Genomic DNA, 15,075 nt, shown 5'->3' on the forward strand with positions numbered 1-15,075 from the left:
AGGAAGACTCATGGCTGGTGCCCTGAAGAAGACGATGATCTACCTCGGCCTGGCCGACGGCGACGAGTACGACGAGCAGCCCCGTGCCACCGAGCGGGAGGCCGCGACCCGACACGAGGTCGTCGAGGCGCGACGCCCCGCGGAGCCGGACACCGACCCCCACATGGAGGCCGTCCGCCCCGCTGCGGTCCGCGATCCCGAGCCGGCCGAACGGCCGGAGCCCGTGATCCCGTCCGGCTCCACCGCGGCCGAACCCGTCGAACCCCGGCGTCCGGCGCGTCCCGAGCCGGTCGACCCGGGCTACCGGGCCCCGGTGACCCCCATCAAGCGAGCCGCAGCGTCGTCTGCCGAAGGAGCCTCCGTGCACACCCTGTCCACCGTCCACCCCCGCTCCTACAACGACGCGAAGGCGATCGGCGAGGCCTTCCGCTCCGGCGTCCCCGTGATCATGAACGTGACCGACCTCGGTGAGAACGAGGCCAAGCGCCTCGTGGACTTCGCGGCCGGCCTCGTCTTCGGCCTGCACGGCTCGATCTCCCGCATCACCAGCAAGGTGTTCCTGCTGACCCCGGCCACCGTGGACGTCGTCGGCGCCGAGCAGGGCGAGTCCGGCGCGGTCGACTCCCCGTTCGACGGCGACTGAGGCGCCCATGCAGCTGCTCCTCGCCCTCGCCTACCTCGCCCTGACGGTGGTGCTCGCGGCGCTGACCGTGCGGATCGTCCTGGACGTCACGCAGTCGTTCGCCCGCCACTGGCGCCCCACCGGGGCGGCCCTCGTGCTGGCCAGCGGCGTGTACGGGGCCACCGACCCGTTGCTGCGCCCCGTGCGTCGTGCCGTGCCGCCGGTGAACCTGGGCGGCATCGGCCTGGACGTGGCCTTCCTCATCGTGTTCCTCGGCGTCGTCCTGCTGCGGGTCCTGGTGCTGAGCCTGGCCGGCGTGGCCTGACCCGCGGCCCGGGGCGGCTGTCGGCCCCGGTGGTAGTCTTCGCGGCAGGATCGGCGCCGCCCCTCACCGGCGCGCCGGCCGTCGACGCGCCGGGCCGCCCGGCCGTCCCCGAGCACCGAGCAGAGAGCGAGACGGTTCCATGGCGCTGTCCTGGGAAGACGTGGTCAACAAGCAGTTCCAGCCCACGAAGTTCCGCGAGGGCTACGACCAGACCGAGGTGGATGACTTCCTCGACGAGATCGTGGCGGAGTTCAAGCGCCTGATCGCCCTCAACGAGCAGCTCGAGTCCGAGAACGCGGAGCTGCGCGCCGGCGGCGCCGCCCCGGCCGCCGGCCCCGCTGCGGACACCCCGCAGGCCGCCGCGACGCCGGCCTCCGTCGAGGAGGCGGCCCCGGCCGCCGCCCCCGAGTCCGCCGACGCGGCCGCGACCTCCGCCGCCGGCGTCCTGGCCATGGCCCAGCGGCTGCACGACGAGCACGTCGCCGCGGGCGAGCAGCGCAGCACCGAGCTCGTGGCCGAGGCCGAGGCCACCGCGGCCCGGCTCGTCAGCGACGCCGAGGAGCAGAAGGCCCGCACCCTCGAGGCCCTGGCCGAGGAGAAGGCCGGTCTGGAGGGCGAGGTCGAACAGCTGCGCAGCTTCGAGACCGACTACCGCAGCCGCCTCACCTCCTACATCGAGGGCCAGCTGCGGGAGATCCGCGCCCAGAAGCGCGTCGAGCCCCCCACGCCCACGGCGTGAGTCGTGCCGTCGACGCCGCGCCGGCCCCGCGATCCCCTCGCGCGGGCCGGCGAGCCGTGCTCACCGCCCTCATCGTGGCGGTGCTGGCCTACGCCCTCGACCAGCTGACCAAGTACGCGGTCGAGAGCACGATGCAGCTGGGGGACTCCGTCACGGTGATCCCCGGGGTGCTGCGCTGGCACTACATCCTGAACCCGGGCGCGGCCTTCTCCATCGGCGAGGACCACACCTGGGTGTTCACCGTCATCCAAGCCGTGGTGGCGGTGGCCGCCCTCGTCGGGATCGCCCGCGTGCGCTCGACGCCGTGGGCCCTGGCGTTGGGCGGGCTCGCCGGCGGCGTGCTCGGCAACCTCACGGACCGGCTGTTCCGGCCCCCGGCGTTCGGGCGCGGCCACGTGGTCGACATGATCTCCGTGCCGCACTTCGCGATCTTCAACGTGGCGGACTCGTTCATCGTCTGCTCCGTCATCGGCGTCGCCCTGCTCGTGATGACCGGCCGCCGCCTGGACGGCACACGGGAGGCGTGAGGACATGGGCATGAGACCGGGACTGACCGAGCGGCTCGAGGTCACCGAGGCCGAGGCGGGCCGGCGGGTCGACGCGGTGCTCGCCGACGCGTTCGGCGTCTCCCGCTCGCTGCTGGCGGACTGGTTCACCCGGGGCCTGGTGCGGGCCGAGTCGCGCTCCGGCCGCCGGGACCGCGTCCTGGCCAAGTCCGCGAAGGCCGTGGCGGGGGAGACCCTCGCCGTCGACGTCCCCGACGACCCCGACCCCCTGGAAGTGAGGGCAGAGCGCGTGGACGCGCTGAGCATCCTGTACGAGGACGAGGACCTGGTGGCCGTGGACAAGCCCACCGGCGTGGCCGCACACCCCTCGCCCGGCTGGGTCGGGCCCACCGTGGTGGGCGCCCTGGCCGCCCTCGGCTACGACATCACCACCTCGGGCGCCCCCGAGCGCCAGGGGATCGTGCACCGGCTCGACGTCGGCACCACCGGGGTCATGGTCGTGGCCAAGACCGAGCGCGCCTACACGGCCATGAAGGACCAGTTCCGCGAGCGCGTGCCGGAGAAGGTCTACCACGCCGTGGTCCAGGGCATCCCGGACCCGCTGAGCGGCACCGTGGACGCGCCCATCGGGCGGCATCCCGGCCATCACTGGAAGTTCGCGGTGCTCGAGGACGGCCGGCCGTCCGTGACCCACTACGAGACGCTCGAGGTGTTCGGCCGGGCCACCCTGCTCGAGGTCCACCTGGAGACCGGGCGCACCCACCAGATCCGCGTGCACACCTCGGCGCTGCGCCACCCGTGCGTCGGCGACCTCACGTACGGGGCGGATCCGCGCCTGGCGGCCGAGCTCGGGCTGACCCGCCAGTGGCTGCACGCCCACCGGCTGGCGTTCCCGCACCCGGTCACGGGGGAGCCGGTGACGATCACCTCCCCGTATCCGGAGGACCTCGCCCACGCCCTGGCGGCGCTGCGCGGCGACGAGGACTGAGCCTGCACCGTCGACGTGACCCCCGTCCCGGTCCGGCCCCGCCGCCCGGGCACCACGAGTAGGCTGGTGCGGCCCCGCTGTCCTCCCCGTCGAAAGGCCCACCCCGCATGACCGTGTCCGCCGACGCCCGCGCCGACGCCGTGAAGGACGGCGGCTTCGTCCACCTGCACACGCACACCGAGTACTCCATGCTCGACGGCGCCGCGAAGCTGGACGACCTGTTCGCCGAGGCTCAGCGGCTGGGCATGGACTCGCTGGCCATCACGGACCACGGCTACCTCTTCGGCGCCTACGACTTCTGGTCCAAGGCGAAGGCGGCGGGCGTCAAGCCGATCATCGGGCTCGAGGCCTACGTGGCCCCCGGGCATCAGCACCGCACGGACAAGGAGAAGACCCGCTGGGGCGAGCCCCACCAGCGGGGGGACGACGTGTCCGGCGGCGGTGCGTACACGCACATGACGCTGCTGAGCGAGACCACCGAGGGGATGCACAACCTGTTCCGGATGGGCTCGATCGCCTCGCTGGACTCGGTGTACGCCAAGTGGCCGCGGCTGGACCGGGAGCTGCTGAGCCAGTACTCGAAGGGCCTGATCGCCACCACGGGCTGCCCCTCCGGCGAGGTGCAGACGCGCCTGCGCCTGGGCCAGTACCGGGAGGCGATGCAGGCGGCCTCGGACTTCCGGGACATCTTCGGCAAGGACAACTACTACTGCGAGATCATGCACCACGGCCTCGACATCGAGCGCCGGGTGATGACGGACCTGCGCCGGCTCGCCAAGGACCTGGGCCTGCCGTTCGTGGCCACGAACGACCTGCACTACACCCACGAGCACGACGCCAAGGCGCACGAGGCGCTGCTGGCCCTGCAGTCGGGCTCGAAGCTCAACGAGCCCAGCTACGACCAGGGCGGCTCCCGCTTCGCGTTCTCCGGCACCGAGTACTACCTGAAGTCCCCGCGGCAGATGCGCGAGCTCTTCGCGGAGCTGCCCGAGGCCTGCGACAACACGCTGCTCATCGCCGAGCGGTGCGAGGTCGAGTTCGACACGAAGGCCAACTACATGCCGGTCTTCCCCACGCCGGAGGGCGAGGACGAGACCAGCTGGCTCATCAAGGAGGTCGCCTCCGGTCTGGCCTACCGCTACCCGGACGGCGTGCCGGACCACGTGCGCAAGCAGGCGGACTACGAGCTGGACGTCATCATCTCGATGGGCTTCCCCGGGTACTTCCTCGTCGTGGCCGACTTCATCAACTGGGCCAAGGAGAACGGCATCCGGGTGGGCCCGGGCCGTGGCTCGGGCGCCGGATCGATGGTGGCGTACGCGCTGCGCATCACGGACCTGGACCCGCTCAAGCACGGGCTGATCTTCGAGCGGTTCCTCAACCCGGACCGCGTGTCCATGCCCGACTTCGACGTCGACTTCGACGACCGCCGTCGCTCCGAGGTGATCGACTACGTCACCCGCAAGTACGGCGACGAGCGCGTCACCATGATCGTCACGTACGGCACCATCAAGACCAAGCAGGCCCTGAAGGACTCGGCCCGCGTGATGGACCAGCCGTTCTCGATGGGCGAGTCCCTCACCAAGGCGCTGCCGCCGGCGGTGATGGCCAAGGACATCCCGCTCAAGGACATCGAGGACCCCGCGGCCCCGCGCTACGGGGAGGCCGCGCCCTTCCGCGAGCTGATCGCCACGGACCCGGTGGCGAAGGAGGTCTTCGAGACCGCCAAGGGTCTCGAGGGTCTGAAGCGGCAGTGGGGCGTGCACGCGGCCGGCGTGATCATGTCCTCGGTGCCGGTGATCGACGTCATCCCGATCATGCGTCGTCTCCAGGACGGCCAGGTCATCACCCAGTTCGACTACCCGATGGCGGAGTCCCTGGGCCTGATCAAGATGGACTTCCTGGGGCTGCGCAACCTCACGATCATCTCGGACGCGCTCGAGAACGTGAAGGCGAACCAGGGCGTGGACCTGGACCTGGAGACCCTCGACGTGGACGACCCGGCGGCCTACGAGCTGCTGGCCCGCGGCGACACCCTCGGCGTGTTCCAGCTCGACGGCGGCCCCATGCGCTCGCTGCTGAAGATGATGCGCCCGGACAACTTCGAGGACATCTCGGCGACCATCGCCCTGTACCGCCCCGGCCCCATGGGCGCGAACTCGCACACCAACTACGCGCTGCGCAAGAACGGGCAGCAGGAGATCACCCCGATCCACCCGGAGCTGGAGGAGCCGCTGCGGGAGATCCTGGACACCACCTACGGCCTGATCGTGTATCAGGAGCAGGTCATGGCGATCGCCCAGAAGGTGGCGGGCTACTCGCTCGGCCAGGCCGACATCCTGCGCCGCGCGATGGGCAAGAAGAAGAAGTCGGAGCTGGACAAGCAGTACGAGGCGTTCCACCAGGGCATGCTGGACCGCGGCTACTCGGAGGCCGCGGTGAAGGCCCTGTGGGACATCCTGCTGCCCTTCTCGGACTACGCGTTCAACAAGGCGCACTCGGCCGCCTACGGCCTGGTCTCCTACTGGACGGCCTACCTCAAGGCGCACTACCCGGCGGAGTACATGGCGGCGCTGCTCACCTCGGTGGGCGACGACAAGGACAAGCTGGCCATGTACCTCAACGAGTGCCGCCACATGGGCATCACGGTGCTGCCCCCGGACGTGAACGAGTCCCACCTGACCTTCACCCCCGTCGGCCGGGACATCCGCTTCGGCATGGGCGCCGTCCGCAACGTGGGCGCCAACGTGGTCAAGGGCATGGTCCAGGCGCGCGAGGACAAGGGCTCGTACACGGGCTTCGGCGACTTCCTGGCGAAGGTGCCGCTCGTGGTGTGCAACAAGCGCACCATCGAGTCCATGATCAAGGCCGGCGCCTTCGACTCCCTCGGCTACGCCCGCCGCGCCCTGCTGGCCGTGCACGAGGAGGCCGTGGACGCCACCGTGGCGCAGAAGCGCAAGGAGGATCACGGCGAGTTCACCTTCGACCTGTTCGCGCTCGGCGGCGGCGACGAGGACGACTCCGACGCCGCGGACGGCGTCGCCGTCCCGGACCTGCCGGAGTGGGCCAAGAAGGAGAAGCTCGCGTTCGAGCGCGAGATGCTGGGCCTGTACGTGTCCGACCATCCGCTGCAGGGCCTCGACGGCGTCCTGGCCCAGCACGCCGACGTCCAGATCACCCGCGTGCTCGACGACGACGGGCCCGCGGACGGCGCGATCGTCACCATCGCGGGCCTGGTCACCACGCTCGAGCGCCGCATCGCCAAGTCCTCGGGCAACGCGTACGCGCGCTGCGAGATCGAGGACCTCGGCGGCTCGATGGACGTCATGTTCTTCGGCCAGGTGTACGCGCCCATCGCGATGATGCTGGCCGAGGACCTCGTCGTCGCCGTCAAGGGCAGGGTGCAGCGCCGGGACGACGGGTCGGTGTCCCTGTCGGCGATGGAGCTGACCATCCCGGAGCTCTCGGACGGCCCCGGCGGCCCCGTGCGGATCACGCTGCCCGCGTTCAAGGCCACGGAGCAGGTCATGGGCCAGCTGGCGGACGTGCTGCGCACCCACGAGGGCTCCTCGGAGGTGCGGCTGTCCCTGGTGGGCCAGCGTGCCACGCAGGAGTTCCAGCTGGGCCCGCAGTTCCGGGTGAGCCCGAACCCGGCGCTGTTCGGGGACCTCAAGATCCTGCTGGGTCCGGCCTGCCTCGGCTGAGCGGACGTAGCATGGGAGTGCCCCGCCCAGGAGGAGAGAGCTGATGCACTGCCCGTTCTGCCGTCATGAGGACTCGCGCGTGGTCGACTCGCGCTCCCTCGACGACGGCTCCGCCATCCGTCGGCGTCGGCAGTGTCAGGCCTGCGGGAAGCGGTTCACCACCATGGAGACCACCGCCCTGACCGTCGTCAAGCGCTCCGGGGTGGCGGAGCCGTTCGACCGCTCCAAGGTGATCAACGGCGTCCGGAAGGCGTGCCAGGGGCGGCCGGTGACGAGCGACGACCTGGCCATGCTCGCCCAGGAGGTCGAGGAGACGGTCCGTGCCACGGGCAACGCCGAGGTGGACGCCCACGACGTCGGCCTGGCCATCCTCGATCCGCTGCGCCGTCTCGACCAGGTGGCCTTCCTGCGCTTCGCCTCCGTCTACCGGGACTTCGAGTCCCTCGACGACTTCGAGGAGGCCATCGCGGAGCTCCGGGCCGGTGACGGGGACGACCGCGGCCGTCCCGCCGTGCAGCCGCGGCTGTTCACCCGCTGACCTGGGCCGATGCGACGGCGCGGCCGGGATCGACGCTGCAGTGGTGCGCACGGCCTCCAGGCGCTACAGTGATCCCCGGGTCGACCTCGGTCGGCCCGGCAAGACTGCCGAGGGCGGTTCCGGAGGGGAAGCCGGAACCGCCCTCGGTGTCTGCGCCCTCAGTTGCCGTCGGCGAGCGAGCCGTGCGCGGCCAGGGCGGCGCCCACGATGCCCGCGTTGTTCTGCAGCTGGGCCGGGACGATCGGGGTGCGCAGGCGCAGCAGCGGCAGGTAGTCGTCCGGCCGCTTGGAGATGCCGCCGCCGACGATGAACAGGTCGGGCGAGAAGATCCGCTCCACGTGGGAGAAGAAGCGCTGCAGTCGCTCGGCGTACTCGGCCCAGCTGAGCTGATCGCGCTCCCGGGCCTTCGCGGAGGCCCGCGACTCGGCCATCACGCCGTCGAGCTCCAGGGATCCGACCTCGAAGTTCGGGACGAGCACGCCGTCGTGGATCATCGCGCCGCCGATGCCGGTGCCGAGCGTGATCACGTGCACCAGGCCGCGCACGCCCCGCCCGGCCCCGTAGCGGGCCTCCGCGAGGCCGGCCGCGTCGGCGTCGTTGACCACGGTCACGGGGCGGCGCAGGTGCTCCTCGAACGTGCCGCGCAGATCGGTGCCGATCCACGAGTGGTCGATGTTGTTCGCGGACAGGCACACCCCGTCCTTGACGATCGAGGGGAAGCACACGCCCAGCGGGGCGGAGGGCTTCGGCGCCTTCTCGCGCCCGTCGAGCTCGGCGGTGATGGCCGCCAGGGTCGCCGCCACGGGCTCGGGCATGGCCGGCTGCGGCGTGGGGATGCGGAAGCGGTCCCCGCGCAGGGTGCCGGCCTTCGGCCCCGACCCGAGGCGGACCAGGCCGCCCTTCATGCCGGTCCCCCCGACGTCGATGCCGATCGTCGTGGGGTACTTGGAGGAGCGCTGGGCGGTGCTGGTGTGCGTCGTCACGGCCCCCAGCTTAGTGCCGGGTCACGGCAGCGTGAGAATCTCCGCGCCGTCGTCCGTGACCACGATCGTGTGCTCGAACTGCGCGGTGCGACGGCGGTCGCGGGTCACCACGGTCCAGCCGTCGTCCCACTGGTCCCACTCGATCGTGCCGAGGGTGAGCATCGGCTCGATGGTGAACACCATGCCGGGCACGAGCAGGCGGTCGTGGGCCGGGGCCGCGTCGTAGTGGGGGATCACGAGGCCGGAGTGGAAGTCCACGCCCACGCCGTGGCCGATGAAGTCGCGCACCACGCCGTAGCCGAAGCGCTTGGCGTAGGACTCGATGGCGCGGCCGATCACGTTGACCTGACGGCCGGGCTTCACGGCGCGGATGCCGCGGCGCAGGGCCTCCTCGGTGCGCTCGACGAGCAGCCGGGACTCCTCGTCCACGTCGCCGACCAGGTAGGTGCGGTTGTGGTCCCCGTGGACGCCGTCCAGGTACGCGGTGATGTCCAGGTTGACGATGTCCCCGTCCTCCAGGACGGTGCCGTCCGGGATGCCGTGGCAGATGACCTCGTTGATCGAGGTGCAGATGGACCGCGGGAAGCCGCGGTAGCCCAGGCAGGACGGGTAGGCGCCGCGCTCCACGAGGAAGGCGTGCGCGATCCGGTCCAGCTCGTCCGTGGTGACGCCCGGGCGGATGTGGGCGGCGGTGTGCTCCATGGCCTGCGCGGCCAGGCGGCCGGCGGCGCGGATCCGCTCGACGCCGGTGGCGTCGTAGACGTCCGAGGCGTTGCCCTCGTCCGGGGTGGCCCTGCCGACGTACTCGGGGCGCGGGATCGCGGCCGGCACGGGCGGGGCGGGGGACGGGGCCCCGGGCGTCAGAGTGCCGACGGGGGCGAGCGACCCGGGCTCCGGTGCGGTGGGGCCCGCGGGGCGGGGACCGTTGTGGCTGGACGGGGCGGCGGGGTTCTGACGCTGGGACATGTCCTCCAGCCTATCGGCCCGGCTACTGTGGCCCCCATGACCGAGACGAGCGAGTTCTGGTACAACGTCAACACGCATCAGGTGGAGGTGGGCGCCCAGTCGGACTGGTCCCAGCTGCTGGGCCCGTTCGGCACCCGTGAGGAGGCCCAGGCCGCGATGGACCGCGTGCGGGCGAACAACGAGGCCGCCGACGCCGAGGACGCGCGCGACGACGACTGGGACAGCCGTCCCGTCGACGACGCCTCCTGACCGCGGCACCGGACGACACCGGGCCCCCGTCCCTCGGGACGGGGGCCCGGTCGTCTCAGGGGGCGGGTTCAGCCCTCGAAGCCGTGCTCCGGGGCCGGGAACGCGCCGTCGAGCACGTCCGCGCGATAGGCCCGGACCGCCTCACCCACGACCTCGTGCAGGCGGGCGTACTGACGGACGAACCGGGGCACCCGTCCCTCGCGTAGACCGAGCATGTCCTGCCACACGAGCACCTGGCCCGTGGTGCCCGGGCCCGCGCCGATGCCCACGGTGGGCACCCGCAGTGCGGCGTCGACGGCGGCGGCGACGTCCGAGGGGACCATCTCCATCAGGACGGCGAACGCCCCCGCGGCCTCGAGGGCCTGGGCCGACACGGTCATCCGCTCGGCCGCCCCCGCGCCGCGGCCCTGCACCCGGTAGCCGCCGAGCACGTGCTCGGACTGCGGGGTGAAGCCGATGTGGGCCATGACCGCGACGCCGGCGGCCGTCATCGCGGCCACGTGCTCGGCGAAGCGCTCGTCGCCCTCCACCTTGACGGCGTGCGCGCCGGACTCCTTCACGAGGCGGACGGCCGACTCGACGGCCTGCCGCGGGGAGGCCTCGTACGAGCCGAAGGGCAGGTCCGCGACCACGAGGGCACGCTCGGCACCGCGCACCACGGCCTGGGTGAACAGGATCATCTGGTCCAGGGTGACCGGCAGGGTGGTCGGGTGGCCCAGCATGGTGTTGCCCACCGAGTCGCCCACGAGCAGCACCTCGACGCCGGCCTCGTCGAACAGGGCCGCCGTCATCGCGTCGTAGGTGGTGAGCATCGCGAAGCGCCGGCCCTCGTCCTTGGCCCGCTGCAGGTGGACCGTCCGGTACCGGGACGGGGCGGGCGGACCGTAGGGGGCGGTGTCGTCAGGCTGCCGGGGGGACTGGGGAGCAGACATGGGCCGGAGTCTACGCGGCGCGTCTAGAGTGGCGGCATGGATCGACAGCAGGACTACGTGCTCCGCACCATCGAGGACCGGGACGTCAGGTTCGTCCGGCTCTGGTTCACGGACGTGATCGGCACCCTGAAGTCGGTGGCCCTGTCTCCGGCCGAGGTGGAGAACGCCTTCACGGAGGGCCTGGGCTTCGACGGCTCCTCGATCGACGGATACACCCGCATCTCCGAGTCGGACATGCTGCTGCAGCCCGACCCCTCGACCTTCCAGATCCTGCCGTGGCGCGGCGACCAGGGACAGAGCTCCCGGATGTTCTGCGACGTGCTCACCCCGGACGGCCGCCCCGCCCCCGCCGACCCGCGGCACGTGCTGCGCCGCGTGCTGGACCGGGCCGCCGACCGGGGCTTCACGTGCTTCACCCACCCGGAGATCGAGTTCTACCTCCTGCAGTCGGACCAGCCCGGCCCGGACGGGGAGCCGGTGCCCGTGGACCGCGCGGGCTACTTCGACAACGTGCCCGGCTCCGACGCGGCCGACTTCCGCCGCGACGCCGTCAGCCTCCTCGAGGGGATGGGCATCTCCGTCGAGTTCAGCCACCACGAGAACGGCCCCGGCCAGAACGAGATCGACCTGCGCGCGGCGGACGCGCTCACGACGGCGGACAACGTGATGACGTTCCGGACCGTCGTCAAGGAGGTCGCCGCCGCCCAGGGCACCTACGCCACGTTCATGCCCAAGCCGTTCTCCCACCACCCGGGCTCCGGCATGCACACCCACTTCTCCCTCTTCGAGGGTGACGCGAACGCGTTCTACGACCCCGCGGACGAGTTCCGGCTCTCCGTCACGGGCCGCCGGTTCATCGCGGGCCTGCTGCGCCACTCCGTGGAGATCACCGCGGTGACCCACCAGTTCGTGAACTCCTACAAGCGCCTCTGGGGCGGGGGAGAGGCCCCGTCGTACACCTCGTGGGGGCACAACAACCGCTCCGCCCTCGTGCGCGTGCCCCTGTACAAGCCGGACAAGGCCGGCTCGGCCCGCATCGAGTACCGCGGCATCGACGCCTCGGCCAACCCGTACCTCGCCTACGCCCTGCTGATCGCGGCCGGGCTCAAGGGCATCGAGGAGGGCTACGAGCTGCCCGAGTCCGCCGCCGAGGACATCAGCGCGCTGACCACCCACGAGCGGCGCGTGCTCGGCCACGTCCCCCTGCCCGGCACCCTGCACGACGCCCTGCGCGCCGCCGAGGAGTCCGAGTTCGTGGCATCCGTTCTGGGCGAGCACGTCTTCGACGCCCTGCTGCGCAACAAGCGCCAGGAGTGGGACGACTACCGGGTGGAGGTCACGCCGTACGAGCTGCGGCGCTACCTCTCCGGCCTCTGAGGCGCCGGCCGTGTCCGCCCTGCCCGACGCGGCGACCGCCGACGCCCCGGACCGCCGCACCCTCGCGCACGCCGGCGTCGCCGACGCCGGCCGCGTGCAGACGCTGCTCACCTCGCCCGAGTTCGAGGGCGTGGACGTGCGTCCCCTTGTCGAGCTCCTCGGCCACGCCGCCGATCCCGACCGGGCCCTGCTGCTGTGGGTGCGCCTGGCCGAGCGCGAGCCCCGCGTCCACCACGCCCTCCGGGACCCCGAGACGACGGCCCGCCTGCTGCGGCTGCTCGGCGCCTCCGAGGCCCTCGGCGAGTTCCTCATCCGCCGTCCCGAGCAACTGGACCTCGTCCTCGACCCGGACGCGGCCGCCGCCACCGCGCCCGCCCTCGCCCAGCCCGACCCGACCGCCGGCGAGCCCTGGGGTGATGCGTCCGCCGCCCTGCGCCGCCTGCTCCTGGACTCGGTGGACGCCGACCCGGACGCCGACCGCCCCCTCGCGGCCGTCACCGGCAAGGACGCCGCCGTCGCCTTGCGCCGCGCCTACCGCCGCCAGCTGGCCGCGATCGCCCTGCGCGACCTCGACTCCGCCGAGCCCACGGCGGCCATGCCCTCGGTGGGCCGCTGGCTCGCGGACCTGGCCGGCGCCGCCGTGGACGCGGCGCTCGCCGTCTCACGGGCCGTCCTCACCGAGCGGGAGGGCCCCGTGGTGGACCGCGTGGACCTCGCCGTGATCGGCATGGGCAAGTGCGGCGCCGGCGAACTCAACTACGTCTCAGACGTGGACGTCGTGTTCGCCCACGCCGTCCGCGAGGCCGCGGACGGCGCGGACCCCGACGCCGAGGTCCCGGACGGGCCGCGCGCCGCCGCGCTCGCGGCCGAGCTGGCCGCGGGCATCGGCCGCGTGATCCAGGGCGCGGCCCCCGAGCCGGGACTGTGGGAAGTCGACGCCAACCTGCGTCCCGAGGGCAAGGACGGCGCCCTGAGCCGCACCGTGGAGTCCCACGCCGAGTACTACCGCCGCTGGGCCCACGGCTGGGAGTTCCAGGCCCTGCTCAAGGCCCGCCCCATCGCGGGCTCGCCACAGCTCGGCGAGCGCTACATCGCGGAAATCTGGCCCCGGGTGTGGGAGTCCTCCGCGCGCGACGGGTTCGTCGAGTCCGTCCGGGCCATGCGCGCCCGGGTCCTGGACACCCTCGCCCCCGCGGAGCGCGAGCGGGAGATCAAGCTCGGGCCCGGCGGCCTGCGCGACGTCGAGTTCACGGCCCAGCTGCTCCAGCTCGTGCACGGCCGTGCGGACGAGTCGCTGCGGGTGCGCGGCACGCTCGACGCGGTGCGGGCGCTGCACGCCGCCTCCTACGTCACCACGCGAGACGCGCGGGCGTTCGACGAGCACTACCGGTGGCTGCGCACCCTCGAGCACCGCATCCAGCTCGTGCACCTGCGGCGCACCCACCTGATGCCGGTCAAGGAAGAGGCCCGCCGCGTCGTCGCCCGGTCGATGCGCGGCGCCGCCGACCGGGGCCCCGCCACCGGCGAGGACCTCCAGGCCGAGTTCACGCGCGTGCGCCGCGCCGTGCGCGGTCTCCACGAGACCGTGTTCTACCGGCCGCTGCTGTCGACGACGGCCGCCCTGTCCGCCGAGGACGTGCGGCTGTCCGCGGAGGCCGTCCGCGACCGCCTGGCGGCGCTGGGCTACCGCGACCCGCAGGGCGCCCTGCGGCACATCGAGGCCCTCACGCAGGGCGTCTCGCGCCGGGCCGCGGTCCAGCGGCAGCTGCTGCCGGCCATGCTCGGCTGGTTCGCGCGGGGCGCCGACCCCGACGGCGGCCTGCTCGCCTTCCGCCGGCTCTCCGAGTCGCTGGGCGGCACGGCCTGGTATCTGCGGATGCTCCGCGACTCCTCGGACGCCGCCCGGCGGCTGTGCCTGGTCCTGTCCGGCTCCCGGTTCGTGGGGGACCTGCTCGAGCACTCGCCCGAGGCCGTGGCCTGGGTGGGGGACGACCGGGAGCTCGACCCCCGGGGCGCCATACAGCTCTGGCGCCAGGTCGACGCGCGGCTCGACCGCCGCGTGGCCGCGGAGGAGGCCCCCGCGGCCGTGCGCCATGTGCGGCAGGTGCGCCGCAGCGAGACCCTGCGCGTGGCCCTGGCGGACATCTCGGGGCTGCTGGACCTCGAGGCCGTCACCGGGGCCCTGTCGGACATCGACCAGATCACCGTCGTCGGCGCCCTGCGCGTGGCCTCGCGCGCCGTCGTCGGGGACGCCGACCCGCTCACCGACGTGCTCGTGGTGGCCATGGGCCGCCAGGGCGGCCGGGAGATCACCTACGGCTCGGACCTGGACGCCCTGTTCGTGCACCGGCCACGCCCCGGCGTCGACGAGGGGCGGGCGCGCGAGCAGGCCGAGGAGGTCGTGCGGACGCTGATGTCCCTGCTGCACCGCCCCGCGACCCCGCCGCTGCCCGGCGAGCGGCCGCTCGAGGTGGACGCCGACCTGCGCCCCGAGGGGCGCCAGGGGCCGCTCGTGCGCACCCTGGACTCGTACCGGGAGTACTACGGGCGCTGGGCGGAGATGTGGGAGCGTCAGGCGCTGCTGCGCGCCCGGCCCCTGGCCGGCGACGACGACCTGGCCACCGACTTCCGGCGGTGGGCCGACGGGGTCCGCTACGCCGGGGACCTGACCACCGCGGACGCGCGGGAGATCCGGCGCATCAAGGCCCGTGTGGAGGCCGAGCGCCTGCCCCGCGGCGCGGACCCCTCCCGGCACGTCAAGCTCGGCCGCGGCGGGCTCTCGGACGTGGAGTGGCTGGTGCAGTCCCTGCAGCTGCGCCACGCGGGAGAGGTCGAGGACCTGCGGGTCACCGGCACGCTGCCGGCCCTGCGGGCGATCGCCCGGCACGGGCTGCTGCCCGAGGCCGAGGTCGCCGTGCTGGAGGAGGCGTGGCTGCTGGCCACCCGGATCCGCGCCGCCCTGCTGCTGTGGACGGGCAAGGTCTCGGACGTGCTGCCCACGAACATGCGCGACCTCGAGGCCGTGGCCCGCCTCAGCGGGGTGGGCACGGCCGGCGGGGAGCTCGAGGAGCGCTACCTGCGGGTGACCCGCCTGGCCCGTCAGGTGTTCGAGACCCGGTTCTACGGGCTCTGAACGACGCCGGCCC

At 72.8% G+C, this 15,075-nt stretch carries 13 protein-coding genes; 10 read left to right on the forward strand and 3 right to left on the reverse strand.

Going from position 1 to position 15,075, the window contains the following annotated elements; genetic code table 11:
* Positions 1-10: 10 nt before the first annotated feature.
* The 7 genes from ACZ1IK_RS04960 to nrdR all read left to right on the forward strand — a co-directional run bounded on the left by ACZ1IK_RS04960 (position 11) and on the right by nrdR (position 7,422).
* Complete coding sequence (locus ACZ1IK_RS04960; protein ID WP_127435625.1) at positions 11-643, forward strand: cell division protein SepF; 633 nt, start codon at positions 11-13, stop codon at positions 641-643.
* A gap of 7 nt (positions 644-650) precedes the next feature.
* Positions 651-947 carry a YggT family protein gene (locus ACZ1IK_RS04965; RefSeq protein WP_049146938.1) on the forward strand — a complete coding sequence of 99 codons (297 nt, stop codon included), beginning with the start codon at positions 651-653 and terminating at the stop codon, positions 945-947.
* A gap of 139 nt (positions 948-1,086) precedes the next feature.
* Complete coding sequence (locus tag ACZ1IK_RS04970; protein ID WP_073116553.1) at positions 1,087-1,686, forward strand: DivIVA domain-containing protein; 600 nt, start codon at positions 1,087-1,089, stop codon at positions 1,684-1,686.
* A 56-nt stretch (positions 1,687-1,742) separates the two neighbouring features.
* Positions 1,743-2,213 (forward strand): signal peptidase II, encoded by a 471-nt coding sequence (gene lspA, locus ACZ1IK_RS04975; RefSeq protein WP_115166288.1) that lies wholly within the window; start codon positions 1,743-1,745, stop codon positions 2,211-2,213.
* Positions 2,214-2,217: 4 nt separating this feature from the next.
* Entirely contained in the window at positions 2,218-3,180 is a 963-nt protein-coding gene (locus tag ACZ1IK_RS04980; RefSeq protein ID WP_082067607.1) for an RluA family pseudouridine synthase, read from the forward strand.
* Positions 3,181-3,287: 107 nt separating this feature from the next.
* Positions 3,288-6,884 (forward strand): DNA polymerase III subunit alpha, encoded by a 3,597-nt coding sequence (gene dnaE, locus ACZ1IK_RS04985; RefSeq protein WP_044659512.1) that lies wholly within the window; start codon positions 3,288-3,290, stop codon positions 6,882-6,884.
* Between the two features lie 43 nt (positions 6,885-6,927).
* Positions 6,928-7,422, forward strand: a complete 495-nt coding sequence (nrdR, locus tag ACZ1IK_RS04990) for a transcriptional regulator NrdR (protein WP_002855838.1) — start codon at positions 6,928-6,930, stop codon at positions 7,420-7,422.
* 158 nt (positions 7,423-7,580) lie between these two features.
* On the opposite strand, the gene ppgK is transcribed toward nrdR, so the two are convergent.
* Together ppgK and map are read right to left on the reverse strand one after the other, a co-directional pair.
* Positions 7,581-8,405: a polyphosphate--glucose phosphotransferase gene (gene ppgK / locus ACZ1IK_RS04995; protein WP_049146942.1), complete on the reverse strand. Its 825-nt coding sequence runs from the start codon at positions 8,403-8,405 to the stop codon at positions 7,581-7,583.
* Between the two features lie 21 nt (positions 8,406-8,426).
* Complete coding sequence (gene map, locus ACZ1IK_RS05000) at positions 8,427-9,371, reverse strand: type I methionyl aminopeptidase (protein WP_127435149.1); 945 nt, start codon at positions 9,369-9,371, stop codon at positions 8,427-8,429.
* Positions 9,372-9,407: 36 nt separating this feature from the next.
* Between map and ACZ1IK_RS05005 the strand changes: the two genes are divergently transcribed.
* A complete protein-coding gene (locus tag ACZ1IK_RS05005) occupies positions 9,408-9,620 on the forward strand; it encodes an SPOR domain-containing protein (protein WP_036340724.1) in 213 nt (70 codons plus the stop codon).
* Positions 9,621-9,688: 68 nt separating this feature from the next.
* Here ACZ1IK_RS05005 and panB read toward each other — a convergent pair whose 3' ends face one another.
* Positions 9,689-10,552, reverse strand: a complete 864-nt coding sequence (panB, locus tag ACZ1IK_RS05010) for a 3-methyl-2-oxobutanoate hydroxymethyltransferase (RefSeq protein ID WP_044659514.1) — start codon at positions 10,550-10,552, stop codon at positions 9,689-9,691.
* A gap of 36 nt (positions 10,553-10,588) precedes the next feature.
* Between panB and ACZ1IK_RS05015 the strand changes: the two genes are divergently transcribed.
* Together ACZ1IK_RS05015 and ACZ1IK_RS05020 are read left to right on the forward strand one after the other, a co-directional pair.
* The gene (locus ACZ1IK_RS05015; protein WP_044659515.1) at positions 10,589-11,929 is read left to right on the forward strand and encodes a glutamine synthetase family protein; all 1,341 of its coding nucleotides are present in this window, start codon (positions 10,589-10,591) and stop codon (positions 11,927-11,929) included.
* A gap of 10 nt (positions 11,930-11,939) precedes the next feature.
* Positions 11,940-15,062: a bifunctional [glutamine synthetase] adenylyltransferase/[glutamine synthetase]-adenylyl-L-tyrosine phosphorylase gene (locus tag ACZ1IK_RS05020; protein ID WP_082067608.1), complete on the forward strand. Its 3,123-nt coding sequence runs from the start codon at positions 11,940-11,942 to the stop codon at positions 15,060-15,062.
* Positions 15,063-15,075: the final 13 nt, after the last annotated feature.

The organism is Micrococcus sp. CS26 (genome assembly GCF_055522295.1).

What these genes read in the sequence shown, in the direction of transcription:
- ACZ1IK_RS04960 (WP_127435625.1), top strand. Translation starts at nt 11, where the DNA reads ATGGCTGGTGCCCTGAAGAAGACGATGATCTACCTCGGCCTGGCCGAC.
- ACZ1IK_RS04965 (WP_049146938.1), top strand. Translation starts at nt 651, where the DNA reads ATGCAGCTGCTCCTCGCCCTCGCCTACCTCGCCCTGACGGTGGTGCTC.
- ACZ1IK_RS04970 (WP_073116553.1), top strand. Translation starts at nt 1,087, where the DNA reads ATGGCGCTGTCCTGGGAAGACGTGGTCAACAAGCAGTTCCAGCCCACG.
- ACZ1IK_RS04980 (WP_082067607.1), top strand. Translation starts at nt 2,218, where the DNA reads ATGGGCATGAGACCGGGACTGACCGAGCGGCTCGAGGTCACCGAGGCC.
- dnaE (WP_044659512.1), top strand. Translation starts at nt 3,288, where the DNA reads ATGACCGTGTCCGCCGACGCCCGCGCCGACGCCGTGAAGGACGGCGGC.
- nrdR (WP_002855838.1), top strand. Translation starts at nt 6,928, where the DNA reads ATGCACTGCCCGTTCTGCCGTCATGAGGACTCGCGCGTGGTCGACTCG.
- map (WP_127435149.1), bottom strand. Translation starts at nt 9,371, where the DNA reads ATGTCCCAGCGTCAGAACCCCGCCGCCCCGTCCAGCCACAACGGTCCC.
- ACZ1IK_RS05005 (WP_036340724.1), top strand. Translation starts at nt 9,408, where the DNA reads ATGACCGAGACGAGCGAGTTCTGGTACAACGTCAACACGCATCAGGTG.
- panB (WP_044659514.1), bottom strand. Translation starts at nt 10,552, where the DNA reads ATGTCTGCTCCCCAGTCCCCCCGGCAGCCTGACGACACCGCCCCCTAC.
- ACZ1IK_RS05015 (WP_044659515.1), top strand. Translation starts at nt 10,589, where the DNA reads ATGGATCGACAGCAGGACTACGTGCTCCGCACCATCGAGGACCGGGAC.